General features: G+C 63.6%; 13 protein-coding genes. 8 read left to right on the top strand and 5 right to left on the bottom strand.

Annotated features, from left to right (window positions below):
• Positions 1-81: 81 nt before the first annotated feature.
• Positions 82-615, bottom strand: coding sequence for a peroxiredoxin family protein (locus tag P3T42_RS24650; protein WP_074300919.1), 534 nt, complete (start codon positions 613-615; stop codon positions 82-84).
• 266 nt (positions 616-881) lie between these two features.
• Here P3T42_RS24650 and P3T42_RS24645 point away from each other — a divergent pair, with 266 nt between their 5' ends.
• A complete protein-coding gene (locus tag P3T42_RS24645) occupies positions 882-1,391 on the top strand; it encodes a hypothetical protein (RefSeq protein WP_429307533.1) in 510 nt (169 codons plus the stop codon).
• Positions 1,392-1,720: 329 nt separating this feature from the next.
• Here the strand turns inward: P3T42_RS24645 and P3T42_RS24640 are convergent, their stop codons facing one another.
• Both P3T42_RS24640 and P3T42_RS24635 read right to left on the bottom strand, forming a co-directional pair.
• Entirely contained in the window at positions 1,721-3,358 is a 1,638-nt protein-coding gene (locus tag P3T42_RS24640) for a YifB family Mg chelatase-like AAA ATPase (protein ID WP_429307488.1), read from the bottom strand.
• A gap of 102 nt (positions 3,359-3,460) precedes the next feature.
• Complete coding sequence (locus P3T42_RS24635; protein ID WP_074300916.1) at positions 3,461-3,715, bottom strand: accessory factor UbiK family protein; 255 nt, start codon at positions 3,713-3,715, stop codon at positions 3,461-3,463.
• 420 nt (positions 3,716-4,135) lie between these two features.
• On the opposite strand from P3T42_RS24635, the gene P3T42_RS24630 reads away from it, so the two are divergent.
• The gene (locus P3T42_RS24630; RefSeq protein WP_006048089.1) at positions 4,136-4,474 is read left to right on the top strand and encodes a P-II family nitrogen regulator; all 339 of its coding nucleotides are present in this window, start codon (positions 4,136-4,138) and stop codon (positions 4,472-4,474) included.
• A gap of 19 nt (positions 4,475-4,493) precedes the next feature.
• Here the strand turns inward: P3T42_RS24630 and P3T42_RS24625 are convergent, their stop codons facing one another.
• The gene (locus tag P3T42_RS24625; protein ID WP_429307487.1) at positions 4,494-4,838 is read right to left on the bottom strand and encodes a hypothetical protein; all 345 of its coding nucleotides are present in this window, start codon (positions 4,836-4,838) and stop codon (positions 4,494-4,496) included.
• Here P3T42_RS24625 and P3T42_RS24620 point away from each other — a divergent pair.
• The 6 genes from P3T42_RS24620 to ptsP all read left to right on the top strand — a co-directional run bounded on the left by P3T42_RS24620 (position 4,807) and on the right by ptsP (position 11,746).
• Positions 4,807-5,997: an ammonium transporter gene (locus P3T42_RS24620; protein ID WP_253190229.1), complete on the top strand. Its 1,191-nt coding sequence runs from the start codon at positions 4,807-4,809 to the stop codon at positions 5,995-5,997. The two genes, P3T42_RS24625 and P3T42_RS24620, sit on opposite strands and share 32 nt — an antisense overlap.
• A gap of 272 nt (positions 5,998-6,269) precedes the next feature.
• Positions 6,270-7,559: a glutamate--cysteine ligase gene (gene gshA / locus P3T42_RS24615; protein ID WP_074300914.1), complete on the top strand. Its 1,290-nt coding sequence runs from the start codon at positions 6,270-6,272 to the stop codon at positions 7,557-7,559.
• Between the two features lie 123 nt (positions 7,560-7,682).
• Positions 7,683-8,639, top strand: coding sequence for a glutathione synthase (gshB, locus tag P3T42_RS24610; RefSeq protein WP_074300913.1), 957 nt, complete (start codon positions 7,683-7,685; stop codon positions 8,637-8,639).
• A gap of 294 nt (positions 8,640-8,933) precedes the next feature.
• A complete protein-coding gene (locus P3T42_RS24605; protein WP_074300912.1) occupies positions 8,934-9,419 on the top strand; it encodes a PTS sugar transporter subunit IIA in 486 nt (161 codons plus the stop codon).
• A 106-nt stretch (positions 9,420-9,525) separates the two neighbouring features.
• Positions 9,526-9,795, top strand: coding sequence for an HPr family phosphocarrier protein (locus P3T42_RS24600; RefSeq protein ID WP_074300911.1), 270 nt, complete (start codon positions 9,526-9,528; stop codon positions 9,793-9,795).
• 199 nt (positions 9,796-9,994) lie between these two features.
• Positions 9,995-11,746: a phosphoenolpyruvate--protein phosphotransferase gene (gene ptsP, locus P3T42_RS24595; protein WP_074301777.1), complete on the top strand. Its 1,752-nt coding sequence runs from the start codon at positions 9,995-9,997 to the stop codon at positions 11,744-11,746.
• A 52-nt stretch (positions 11,747-11,798) separates the two neighbouring features.
• Here ptsP and P3T42_RS24590 read toward each other — a convergent pair whose 3' ends face one another.
• On the bottom strand, positions 11,799-12,557 hold the full coding sequence (locus P3T42_RS24590; protein ID WP_429307486.1) for a HesA/MoeB/ThiF family protein: 759 nt from the start codon (positions 12,555-12,557) through the stop codon (positions 11,799-11,801).
• Positions 12,558-12,712: the final 155 nt, after the last annotated feature.

Genomic DNA, 12,712 nt, shown 5'->3' with positions numbered 1-12,712 from the left:
CCGCACATCCCAAAAGCAACGCGCCGGTAGCGGATTCTGTCCGCTACCGGCGCGTTTTTATCTGATGCCTCGCCCGGTGTTTCAGGCCGCGTTCAGCGCCTTCTCGAGCAGTTGATCCAGCTCGGCGAACTGCGGCTCGCCGACGTAGCGCTTGAGAATCTTGCCGTCCTTGTCGACCACGAAGGTGGTCGGCGTCAACTGGACATTGCCGAACTGCTTGGCAGCGGAACCGTCGTCCATCGCCACCTTGAACGGCAGGCGACGCGTCGCGGTGTAGTTGGTCACGTACATGGGCGCGTCGTAGTTCATCGCCACAGCGACGAATTCGAGGCCCTTGCCCTTGAAGCGGTTATACGTGTCGACCATCTTCGGCATTTCCTGCACGCAGGTATCGCAGTTGGTGGCCCAGAAGTTGACGAGGTAGACCTTGCCCTTCAGATCGGCCGTGGAGACTTTCTGGCCGGACAGCAGCGTGAACGTGGCATCCGGTACATGCTGCTGGCCGTTGAAGGCGAAATAGCCGGCAATCGCAATGGCGCCGGCCACGACGGCCATGACGACATAGCGGATCGGGCTGGTGCGCTTCGTCACCGGAGCAGAAGGGGTAGGGCTCATGAACGGACCTCGGGATCGCGCAGAACGCGCGTAACGTTGCGACGTATTGTAGCCTCAATCCGGTATGGCGGCTGGGAGTTGCCCGTCAGCGGATAATAGGGTTTTATGCTGCGTCTTTCCCTGACTTCGTGCTCATGTCTCGACCCGCGTTCCGCCTGTCATCCCCCGGTTTTCTGCTCGATCTCGCTGTGCGCCCGGGAGCCGCTCCGCGGCGCCTTTTGTCCGGATTGGCGCGACTGCGCCGCGTGCTGTTCGCAGGTGTCTGCATGCTTGTCGTGGGCGGGTTGCTGGCGGCCTGCTCGCCGACCTACGACTGGCGCACGGTGATGAACAACGACAACGGCTACACCGTCGACCTGCCGGCCAAGCCGGGCAACGATGCGCGCCAGATCGACGTGGGCGGGACGTCGATGCAGATGGCGATGCAAACCGCCGAGGCCGGCAAAGCTGTCTTCGCGGTGGGTACGCTAATGCTGCCCTCCGACGACCCGCAGACGCAGCGCACGGCGCTCGACTTCCTGCGTACCGGACTGGCCCGCAACGTCGGCGCCGCTCCCGACGCGCGCCCCGTGCAGATTCCGCTGGCAGCGGGCGGTCAGGTGCCCGGCCTCGAAATGACGCTGAGCGGCAAAGCCGGCGAGCAAAAGGAGACTCGCACGATCTACGCGCGGCTTGTGGCTCACGGCCGGCATGTCTACCAGGCGGCGATCATCGCCAGCGAGCCGTTGCCGCAGGAGCAGGTCGACCAGTTTTTCCAGTCTTTCCAGCTGTATTGAATCTGGCACGCCGTGATTGGACGTGTCATGGAGCATTGCGCGAAGTGAAAGTTCCTCCGCAGGTTATGACGCTAATAGCCGGATTTTATGAGGATTTTTCCGTTACCCACAGCGCCTGTGGATAACTTTGTGGAGAACCTTGTGCGAGACGGCTGAAATGCCCGTCCGGCGGGCTTCCCGGAACTTTTCCCTGTTGCGGGGAAAATTTAAAAAGTCAATCAAATCAAGGCTTTCTCCGAAACGGTGTGTGCTTACCTTTCAATTGCCCTTAGGTTTGTCAGGAATGCTTTTATGTGCATAAGTCAAGTCTTGACAGCGATTTTTTTGCTTTATCCGACCGCGAACGCGCGACGGTACTGAACCGCTTCTGCGATCTGGCTGCCGGTCGGCACGTCGGCGCCGGCCAGGTCCGCGATGGACCGCGCCACCTTCAGCACGCGGTAATAGGCACGCGCCGACCAGCCGAAGCGATCGCCCGCTTCGCGCAGCAGCGCCTCGCCGGCCGCGTCGGGCCGGCAGACCTCGTCCACCTCGCGTCCGCTCAGTTCGCGATTGGTTTTCCCCTGCCGCGCCAGTTGACGCTTGCGCGCCGCACTCACCCGCTCGGCGATGGCTGCGCTCGGCTCGCCGAGGGTGCTTGAGCGTGCGGATAGCTCGGCCGACGTCAGCGCGGGAATTTCGATCTGGATGTCGATCCGGTCGAGCAGCGGCCCCGACAGCTTGCGCAGATAGCGCGCGGCGATTTCCGGCGTGCAGCGGCAGCGCCCGTTCGGGTCGCCGCGCCAGCCGCATGGACAGGGGTTCATCGCCGCGATCAGTTGGCAGGCCGCCGGGAAGTCCGCTTGCAGGGCCGCTCGCGAGATCGTGATGCGGCCGGCTTCGAGCGGTTCGCGCAGCGTCTCCAGCACGTGACGGTCGAACTCAGGGATTTCATCGAGAAACAGCACGCCCAGGTGCGCCAGGGTGATCTCGCCCGGCTGCGGCGGATTGCGCCCACCCACCAGCGCCGCCGCGCTGGAAGAGTGGTGCGGCGCGCGGAATGGCCGCTGCCGCCACTGCGTCGGCGAGAAGCCCGCCATGCTGGCGGACAGCAGCGCCGCCGAGGTCAGCGCTTCTTCGTCGGTCATGGGCGGGAGCAGGCTTGGCAGGCGCGCGGCCAGCATCGACTTGCCGGCGCCCGGCGGGCCCACCATCAGAACGTGATGACCGCCGGCGGCGGCGACTTCCAGCGCTCGTCGGGCGCCGCGCTGGCCGATCACGTCGGCCATGTCGGCGGTCGGCACGGCCGGTGTGGCGGCGAGCTCGGGTGCGGCGACCGGCGTAAGCCGCCCATCCGGCTCGCCGGCCAGATGGGCGCAGAGCGAGGGCAGGTCGGTTGCGCCGTAGACGTCCACGCCCGGCACCAGCGCGGCCTCCGCCGCGCTGGCCGCCGGCAGATAGAGTTCGGAGGCCCGCTGCGAGCGCTCGGCCGCGGCGGGCCGCAACATCGACAGCGTGACGTTCGGCCGGGAGTTCGCCGCCATCCCGGCCGCCGGATGCGTGCCTGCTTCGCCGCCCACCTGCGCCGCATGACTGCGCGCCGTCCCGCACGCCATCGCGAACGCGCCGCGCATGGGCCGTAGCGCGCCGGTCAGCGACAGCTCGCCGGCAAATTCCCGATGCATCAGCGACTCCACCGGGATCTGTCCGCTCGCGGCCAGGATGCCCAGGGCAATAGGCAGGTCGAAACGGCCGGATTCCTTCGGCAGGTCGGCGGGGGCGAGGTTGACGGTGATGCGGCGAACCGGAAAGTCGAAGCCGCAGTTCTGCAGTGCGGCCCGCACGCGTTCGCGGCTTTCGCGCACTTCGAGATCGGGGAGGCCCACGATCGAAAAAGAGGGTAATCCGTTGGCGAGGTGAACCTCGACCGTTACTTCGGGCGCGCGGCCAGAGGCCGGCGCGCGACTGCGCACCACGGCAAGCGACATGTTTTCTCCCGTCAGACGGCGCGCCGGCGGCGCGCGCGACTCCCTAATACGCTGATGACGTCACGGCTCGCTTGCCTGTGATGTGCAGCATCCAGAAATGCTTTAAGACGTGTGCGTCACCGGCAGCTTCTGCTCGAGTTCGGCAACGCGCCGCTCCAGTTCCTCGAGCCGGGCACGCGTGCGCACCAGGACCTGGGTCTGGGTATCGAATTCTTCGCGCGTAACCAGATCGAGCTTCGAGAAGCCCTGCGACAGCATGGCCTTGACGTTGCGTTCGACATCTTTGGCCGGCGAGTTCTTGAGCAGATCGCTCATGCGCGCCTGCAAATCGTTGAAGACGTCGTTCGGTTGTTTCATGGTGTTCCCCTTGGGTGCACAAAAAGTGTGCATATCTCATTGCGTCTGTGCCCCGGATTATTCCATGAGCGATTCTGGTGCATGGTTGCCAGACCAGTTCCGCTGCATGAGCGCCTTTGGTGCGCGCTTTCGCATCCGAAGCCTGCGAACACTCTAGCAACGATCCAGGCGGCGCGCCACCGTCCCCCGACCACGTTAGCCATCCGGCCAGGGGGGGCGCGAGCGACTTTCGGGGACCGGTTCCATGGACTATGACACTCACATGGCATGCGAGTTGCTGTTACTGCCCGGCGCGCACCGCCGGGAGTTTTTTACCGGTGCTGCATCGAATGCGGTTTGAACACCAACCGCGGATCGACGCAACAGTTCAGGGGAAACAAAGGTTACGCAAACGGGTTACGCAACTACAGCGAGGATTTCATGAAACTGATTACCGCAATCATCAAGCCGTTCAAGCTCGATGAGGCGCGCGAGGCCTTGTCGGCAATCGGCGTCTCGGGAATCACCGTGACAGAAGTGAAGGGCTTTGGACGTCAGAAAGGCCACACCGAGCTGTACCGCGGCGCAGAGTACGTCGTCGATTTCCTGCCGAAAGTGAAGATCGAGGCCGCGGTCTCGGACGACATCGTCGATCAGGCCATCGAAGCGCTCGAACGTGCGGCACGCACCGGCAAGATTGGCGACGGCAAGATTTTCGTCACGCCGATCGAGCAAGTGATTCGGATTCGCACCGGGGAGACCGGGGCGGACGCCCTGTAATTAGAACGATAGCGACTAGCTACAAGAGGAAAACGAAGATGCGCAAATTATTGATGTCCTTGCTGATGGCCGGATCGCTGCTTGCGAGCGGTATCGGCGCCGCCCTCGCGGACGACGCTTCCGCACCCGCAGCCGCCTCGGCGCCTGCCGCCGACACGACAGCCAGCGCACCGGCTGCCGCAGCGTCGGCACCGGCAGCGGACGCTTCCGCACCGGCAACCGCCGCAGCCGCACCTGATGCATCGGCCGCATCTGCTGCCGCCGCACCGGCAGCGCCGACCGCGCCGTTCTCGGTCGACTCGTCGAAGATCAACTCCGGCGACACCGCCTGGATGCTGACCTCCACCGCGCTCGTGCTGTTCATGACGATCCCGGGTCTCGCACTGTTCTACGGCGGCATGGTCCGCAAGAAGAACGTGCTGGCGACGCTGATGCAAAGCTTCGCGATCACCTGCGTCGTGACGATCGTCTGGGTGGTGGTGGGCTACAGCATCGCCTTCACGCCTGGCGGCATGTTTATCGGTGGCTTCTCGCGCTTCTTCATGGCCGGGATGAACTATATCCACGGCGACAAGGCGACCACGCTGACGGTGAGCCACCTGGCTCCGACGATCCCGGAAACGGTCTACTGCGTGTATCAGATGACCTTCGCGATCATCACGCCGGCGCTGATCACGGGTGCGTTTGCCGACCGCATGAAGTTCTCGGCGATGCTGGTGTTCATGACGCTGTGGTCGATCATCGTCTACTCGCCGATCGCGCACATGGTCTGGGAACCGACCGGCTGGCTGGCTAGCGCAGGCATCCTCGACTTCGCAGGCGGCACGGTGGTGCACATCAACGCCGGTATCGCCGGTCTCGTATGCTGCCTGGTGCTCGGCAAGCGTGTCGGCTACGGCAAGGAAGTCATGGCTCCGCATAACCTCACGCTGACGCTGATCGGTGGCGCGATGCTGTGGGTGGGCTGGTTCGGTTTCAACGCAGGTTCCGCAGTGGCAGCAGACGGCCGTGCCGGCTTCGCGATGTTCGCGACGCAAGTTGCAACGGCAGCCGCAGCACTCGCATGGATGTTTGCCGAGTGGATCGCCAAGGGCAAGCCGTCGGTACTCGGCATCGTGTCGGGCGCGGTGGCTGGTCTGGTGGCGATTACGCCGGCATCGGGCTTCGTCGGCATCGGCGGCTCGCTGGTGATCGGCATCGCAGCCGGCGTGATCTGCTTCTGGTCGGCTACGTGGCTCAAAGCCAAGCTCGGTTACGACGATTCGCTCGACGCGTTCGGCGTGCACTGCATCGGCGGTATCGTGGGTGCGCTGCTGACCGGTGTGTTCGCAGTCAAGGACATTGGCGGCGCGGACGGCAGCGTGATCCTGCAGGCCAAGGGCGTGCTGACGACGCTGGTGTACAGCGGCGTGGTCAGCTTCATCCTGCTGAAGGTCATCGACCTGGTGATGGGTATCCGCGTGACGGAAGAAGAGGAGCGCGAAGGCCTGGACGTGAGCCTGCACGGCGAACACGTCGAATAAGGCTTCAAGGTTTCAACGTTTTAAGGTTGTACGAATCACGATCACGAATCAAGCGCAGCGACTTTGGCCCGCCTTCCGGCGGGCCTTTTTCTTGGTGGGCCCGGGCTGCTGTTTCCGGATGAATCGCGCTAAACTGGTTTGGAGGAGCCGTTCCGCCGGCTATGGCGCCGATAGCGAGAATGCATTCATGTCTGCTTGCGAATGGAGAAACCGTCCCCAAATGGACGAAGCGTTTGCTCTACAATCTTTTTTCTCCAGTCTGCGAGTGATCAATGGTTCCGCACCTAGTTACGGCGTTAAACGGCCCGCTGCTCGATCTCGAGCGGAAGATCCTCGACGCCACACCCGCCATCGAACGCTGGTTCCGTCTTGAATGGCAGGAACACACGCCGCCGTTCTATTGCTCCGTCGATTTGCGTAACGCGGGCTTCAAGCTCGCGCCGGTCGACACCAATCTGTTCCCCGGCGCGTTCAACAACCTGCCGCAGGAAGTGCTGCCGCTTGCCGTGCAGGCGGCGATGGCCTCGATCGAAAAAATCTGCCCGGACGCGAAGAACCTGCTGGTCATTCCGGAGCGTCACACACGCAACGCGTTTTATCTGGAGAATGTCGCGCGGCTGGCCACTATCATGCGCCAGGCGGGGCTGAACGTACGTTTCGGCACGCTCGACGAAAGCATCGTCGGGCCGGTCACCATTGCACTGTCGGACGGTCAGAAGATCGTCCTCGAGCCGCTTGAACGCACACCGCGCCGGCTCGGACTGAAGAACTTCGACCCGTGTTCGATTCTGCTGAACAATGATCTTTCCGGCGGCATTCCGCCGATCCTCGAAAATCTGCACGAGCAATACCTGCTGCCGCCGTTGCATGCCGCGTGGGCGGTACGGCGCAAATCGACGCACTTCTCCTGTTATGACGACGTCGCGAAGAAGTTTGCGAAGATGGTCGAGATCGATCCGTGGATGATCAATCCGTACTTCGCGCATGTCGAAGGCGTGGATTTCCAGGAGCGTACCGGCGAACAGGCGCTCGCCGATGCGATCGACGGCGTGCTGAAGAAGATTGCCAAGAAGTATCGCGAGTACGGCATCTCCGAGAAGCCGTATGTGGTCATCAAGTCGGATGCGGGCACTTATGGCATGGGCGTGATGACCGTGCACGACGCTTCCGAAGTCGCGGCGCTCACCAAGCGCGAACGCGCGAAGATGGCCGCCACCAAGGACGGCCTCGAGGTGCATGACGTGATCGTCCAGGAAGGCGTTTACACTTTCGAGCGCATCGGCGAGGAAGTGGCGGAGCCGGTCGTGTACATGATCGACCGCTACGTGGTGGGCGGTTTCTATCGCGTCCATGGCAGCCGCGAGCGCGACCAGAATCTGAATGCGCCGGGCATGCATTTCGTGCCGCTCGGCTTCGAGCACACGGCGTTGCCGGACGCGCATGCGAAGCCGGGCGCCGCGCCGCCGAACCGTTTCTATATGTATGGCGTGGTGGCGCGCCTCGGACTGCTGGCCGCGTCGGTCGAACTCGAAAAGACCGATCCGGAAGCCATCCAGGTCTGAATCCAGACCTCGCGTTTCACCGCGGCGCAGCGGAGCTGCGCCTGACCGACGGGCGGCGCGGAGCAGCACGCCGCTCTTGTTTAACGCACTATGCCAAGCCCATCAGGGCGCACCAGGACCCCCATGGACATTCTGTTTATCGCCGATCCGCTGGATCACTTCAAGATCTACAAGGATTCGACCTACGCGATGATGGCCGAGGCCGCCCGGCGCGGTCACACGCTCTACACCTGCGAGCCGAAACACCTGGCGTGGACGGGGGCGGATGTCGAGGCGAACGTGCAGCGCTTTGCGATTGTCGGCGATCAGTCGGACGGCCATCGCGAGACCTGGTACGCGGCCGATGCCGCTGCGCCGCGCTCGCTGAAAAGCTTCAGCGCGGTGGTGATGCGCAAAGACCCGCCGTTCGACATGGAATACGTGACGTCGACATGGCTGCTCGAGCTTGCAGAACGCGGCGGCGCCCGCATCTTCAATAAACCGCAGGCCATTCGCGATCACTCGGAAAAGCTTGCGATCGGCGAGTTTCCGGAGTTCGTGGCGCCCACGCTGGTGACACGCGACGCCGCACGGCTGCGCGCGTTTCACGCCGAGCATGGCGACGTGATCCTGAAGCCGCTCGACGGCATGGGCGGCATGGGGGTGTTTCGCGTCAAGGCCGACGGCATGAATCTCGGGTCGATCATCGAAATGCTGAGCCACGACGGCGCGCGTTCGGTGATGGCGCAGAAGTTCATCCCCGAGATCAAGGACGGCGACAAGCGCATCCTGCTGATCGGCGGCCAGCCGGTGCCGTTCGCGCTCGCGCGCATTCCGCAGGGCAATGAGGTGCGCGGCAACCTGGCGGCGGGCGGTCTGGGCGTGGCGCAGCCGCTCACCGAGCACGATCGCAAGATTGCCGGGACGCTTGGGCCTGTGCTGGCGGCGCGCGGCCTGCTGCTGGTGGGCCTCGATGCGATCGGCAACTACCTGACTGAGGTGAACGTGACGAGCCCGACGTGCTTCCGCGAAATCATGGATCAGACCGGCTTCGACGTTGCCGCGATGTTCATCGACGCGCTGGAGCATGCGGCTGGATAGTGAGCAGTGACGACGTTGAGCGAACAAGTGGCGGAAGCGCGAAAATGGGCCTGTTACAATGCCCGCTCTTCAGCGGTGCCGCGCTTGGGTTAGCATCGCCAGCAGGCGTGCGGGGCGTAGCCGCAGAGATGAAGCAGGCATGAAGCACGCACGCGTTGCCGGCCTCAACAGGCCGGGCGCGCGGGCGTCGAGAAACGCCGATCCGACCCTCATGACCATCGGCCGGTCGAGGGGATGACGGCCCGGTGCATACCGGGCCACGGTTCAGGGCCGTTTTTTTGCAGCAAGGCTGACATGGCAGGCATTCTGATCATTGCACACGCCCCTCTCGCCACGGCGCTCAGGGACTGTATCGCGCACGTCTACGGTGGCTTACCGGCCCGTATCGGCGTTATCGACGTGTCGCCGGATTGCGATCCCGCTGAGGTCGTCGCATTCGCGTACTCCGAGATCGAGCGGCTCAAGGAAGAGAACGGCGCACTCGTACTGACCGACATGTTTGGCGCGACGCCCTCGAACATCGCCGCGCGGCTCGCAACGCTACCTCAGGTGCGTGTGCTGGCGGGCGTGAATCTGCCGATGCTGCTGCGTGCGGTCTGCTACCGCGCCACGCCGCTCGACACGCTCGTCGACAAGGCGCTGTCCGGGGCGACGAAGGGTGTGCAGGCGATTGTTCCGGGTTCGTCCCCGCCGGCGTGCGCGCCAGTGATGGGCGATTGCGTGCCGGCCATGCCGCCCGAGACCGATCTCACCCACAAGCAGGGCTCGACGAGCCTTTAACGGTGTCCCACGGTTTCGCCAGGGCTTCGATCAGTCTTCGATCCGGTTTCAATACGGTTTCAGTTTCATCTTTCATAACATCATTACCCGCGCTTCGGACCATCACATGCTGCAACAGGAAACGACTATCGTGAACAAGCTGGGGCTGCACGCGCGCGCGTCGGCCAAACTGACGCAACTCGCGGGTAACTTCCAGGCGGAAATCTGGATGAGCCGCAATGGGCGGCGCATCAACGCGAAAAGCATCATGGGTGTGATGATGCTGGCCGCGGGTATCGGCAGCACAGTGCTGATCGAGACCGAAGGCTCCGACGAAAAGGAAGCGATGGACTCACTACTGAAACTCATCGCCGATAAATTCGGCGAGGGTCAGTAAAAGCGCCGCACACACCGGTTTGTCTGGGTTATCACGCCGCGGTCTACCGCGGCGTTTTTTTTAACCAGTCAGAATCATTTGTGTTGCGGCGCACACTGTCGAAGCGGGCGCTGAGCGGCTGCGGAATTTATAATGACTTGCAAGGTCTGAGAGCATTGCAGCGGTCTACCGCGGCATCACACAACTAGAGGAGGTGCGCGTGTCCTTCACGCTGCATGGAATTCCCGTGTCACGCGGTATTGCCATCGGGCGGGCCTATCTGATCGCCCCGGCTGCACTCGACGTCGACCACTATTTGATCGAACCTGCCCAGATCGAGGGTGAGGTCGAGCGTTTCCGCTCGGCCCAGCAACTCGTGCATCAGGAGCTCGACGCATTGCGCGAAGATCTCGCGGCCGACGCGCCGAGCGAGATGGGCGCGTTCATCAACGTTCATTCAATGATCCTGAACGATGCGATGCTCGTCCAGGAAACCATCGACCTGATCCGCACGCGCCGCTATAACGTCGAGTGGGCGCTCACCGAGCAACTGGAGCGCCTGTCGCGCCACTTCGACGACATCGAAGACGAATATCTGCGCGAGCGCAAAGCCGATATCCAGCAGGTGGTCGAACGCGTGCTGAAGGCGCTGGCCGGCGCGTCGGCGGCGAGCCTTGTAGAGAGCGTGCACGGCACCTGCGACGAAATGATCGTGGTCGCGCACGACATCGCGCCCGCCGACATGATGCAGTTCAAGACGCAGACCTTCCAGGGCTTCGTCACGGATCTGGGGGGACGCACCTCGCATACGGCGATCGTCGCGCGCAGCCTCGGCATTCCGGCAGCGGTCGGCGTGCAGCACGCGAGCGCGTTGATCCGCCAGGACGATCTGATCATCGTCGACGGCGACCACGGCATTGTGATCGTCGATCCCGCGCCGATCGTGCTCGAAGAGTATTCGTACCGGCAAAGCGAGAAGGCGCTCGAGCAGCGCAAGCTGCAGCGCCTGAAATTCTCGCCCACGCAGACGCTGTGCGGCACGCGTATCGAACTGTGCGCGAACATCGAATTGCCCGACGACGCCAAGGCGGCGGTGGATGCGGGCGCGACCGGCATTGGCCTGTTCCGCACGGAATTCCTGTTCATGAATCACAAGGATAAGCTGCCGGCGGAAGAGGAGCAGTTCGAGGCCTACAAGCGGGCCGTGGAGCTGATGAACGGGCTGCCGGTGACGATCCGCACCATCGACGTGGGCGCGGACAAGCCGCTCGATTCGATGAACAGCGGCGACGGCTACGAGACCGCGGCGAATCCCGCGCTGGGCTTGCGGGCGATCCGCTGGAGCCTGTCCGAGCCGCAGATGTTCCTGACGCAGTTGCGCGCCATCCTGCGCGCGTCGGCGTTCGGCACCGTGAAGATCCTGATTCCGATGCTCGCGCATGCGCAGGAGATCGATCAGACGCTCGACCTGATTCGCGAGGCCAAGCGGCAACTCGACGACGCAGGCCTTGCCTACGCGCCGAACGTGCAGGTCGGCGCGATGATCGAGATCCCGGCGGCGGCGATTGCGTTGCCGCTGTTTTTGAAGCGGCTCGATTTCCTGTCGATCGGCACCAACGATCTGATCCAGTACACGCTGGCGATCGACCGCGCCGACAACGCCGTCGCGCATCTGTACGATCCGCTGCATCCGGCGGTGCTGCACCTGATCGCCTTCACGCTGCGCGAGGCGAAGCGGGCGGGTGTGCCGGTGTCGGTGTGCGGTGAAATGGCGGGCGATCCGGCGCTGACGCGTCTGTTGCTCGGCATGGGGCTCACCGAGTTTTCCATGCACCCGAGCCAGTTGCTGGTCGTGAAGCAGGAGATCCTGCGCTCGCATGTGAAGACGCTGGAGAAGCCGGTGGCGGATGTGCTGGCGTCGTTCGAGCCCGAAGAGGTGCAGGCGGCCTTGAAGCGGGTGGCGCTGGTTTGAGTGTCGGCTCCCTCGCCGCGTGCGCGCGAGGGAACGTCCTCCTGCTTGAAACTTAACTACGATGCGCCGCGCCGCACACCGGGCAATCCGGCTGGCGCGCGACGCGCATCGTATTCCACTCCATGCGCAGCGAGTCGAGCATCATCAGGCGACCCACCAGCGGCGTGCCGATGCCGGCAATCACACGCAGTGCCTCGGCGGCCTGCATCGCGCCGATGATCCCCACGGTCGGCGCAAACACACCCATGGTCGAACAGGCCACTTCCTCGAACGGTTGATCTTCCGGAAACACGCACGCGTAGCAGGGCGACGCGGCGTCGCGGAAGTCGAACGTGCTGATCTGCCCGTCAAAGCGCAGCGCCGCACCTGACACAAGCGGCACGCGGTGCGCAAAGCACGCGCGGTTGATGGCGTGCCGTGTCGCGAAGTTATCCGTGCAATCGAGCACGACGGTCGCTTGCGGCACAGCCGCGTCGAGCCAGGCATCGTCGACGCGCTGCGCGACCGCATCCACCACCACCTCGGGATTGAGTTGCGCGATCGCGTCGCGACCGGATTCGACCTTGCTGCGACCCACCGACGCCGTCACGTGCAGGATCTGGCGCTGCAGGTTGGTGAGATCGACCGTGTCGGCGTCGACCAGCGTGAGCTTGCCGACCCCGGCCGCGGCCAGATACATCGCCGCCGGCGAGCCTAGTCCGCCGGCGCCGACGACGATTGCATGCGCATCGAGAAAACGCTGCTGAGCCTCGATGCCGAGTTCGTCGACGAGGATATGGCGGGAATAGCGGAGCAGTTGATCGTCGTTCATGGCGGGGCGCAGAGGTGAGTCGCGCGGTAACTGCAGACCGGCCAACCGTCTACGGGACAAGGTCAGGAATGGCCTGCTGCGCGAGTTTTCGTTCGGGTTATTTTAATCGCGCTGGGAAAAGACCTTCGCAGCGCGTGCTGCGAAGGTCCTTGAGG

This window comes from Paraburkholderia sp. GAS38 (genome assembly GCF_050434965.1).
Lineage (GTDB): Bacteria > Pseudomonadota > Gammaproteobacteria > Burkholderiales > Burkholderiaceae > Paraburkholderia > Paraburkholderia phenazinium_A.
This window is presented reverse-complemented; position numbering and strand designations above follow the sequence as displayed.

Excerpts from the sequence above, each read along its gene's own strand:
- P3T42_RS24620 (WP_253190229.1), top strand. The coding sequence starts at position 4,807 with ATGCTGACCTCCACCGCGCTCGTGCTGTTCATGACGATCCCGGGTCTC.
- P3T42_RS24600 (WP_074300911.1), top strand. The coding sequence starts at position 9,526 with ATGCTGCAACAGGAAACGACTATCGTGAACAAGCTGGGGCTGCACGCG.
- P3T42_RS24605 (WP_074300912.1), top strand. The coding sequence starts at position 8,934 with ATGGCAGGCATTCTGATCATTGCACACGCCCCTCTCGCCACGGCGCTC.
- P3T42_RS24635 (WP_074300916.1), bottom strand. The coding sequence starts at position 3,715 with ATGAAACAACCGAACGACGTCTTCAACGATTTGCAGGCGCGCATGAGC.
- P3T42_RS24590 (WP_429307486.1), bottom strand. The coding sequence starts at position 12,557 with ATGAACGACGATCAACTGCTCCGCTATTCCCGCCATATCCTCGTCGAC.
- gshA (WP_074300914.1), top strand. The coding sequence starts at position 6,270 with ATGGTTCCGCACCTAGTTACGGCGTTAAACGGCCCGCTGCTCGATCTC.
- P3T42_RS24640 (WP_429307488.1), bottom strand. The coding sequence starts at position 3,358 with ATGTCGCTTGCCGTGGTGCGCAGTCGCGCGCCGGCCTCTGGCCGCGCG.
- P3T42_RS24625 (WP_429307487.1), bottom strand. The coding sequence starts at position 4,838 with ATGAACAGCACGAGCGCGGTGGAGGTCAGCATCCAGGCGGTGTCGCCG.
- P3T42_RS24645 (WP_429307533.1), top strand. The coding sequence starts at position 882 with ATGCTTGTCGTGGGCGGGTTGCTGGCGGCCTGCTCGCCGACCTACGAC.
- P3T42_RS24650 (WP_074300919.1), bottom strand. The coding sequence starts at position 615 with ATGAGCCCTACCCCTTCTGCTCCGGTGACGAAGCGCACCAGCCCGATC.
- P3T42_RS24630 (WP_006048089.1), top strand. The coding sequence starts at position 4,136 with ATGAAACTGATTACCGCAATCATCAAGCCGTTCAAGCTCGATGAGGCG.
- gshB (WP_074300913.1), top strand. The coding sequence starts at position 7,683 with ATGGACATTCTGTTTATCGCCGATCCGCTGGATCACTTCAAGATCTAC.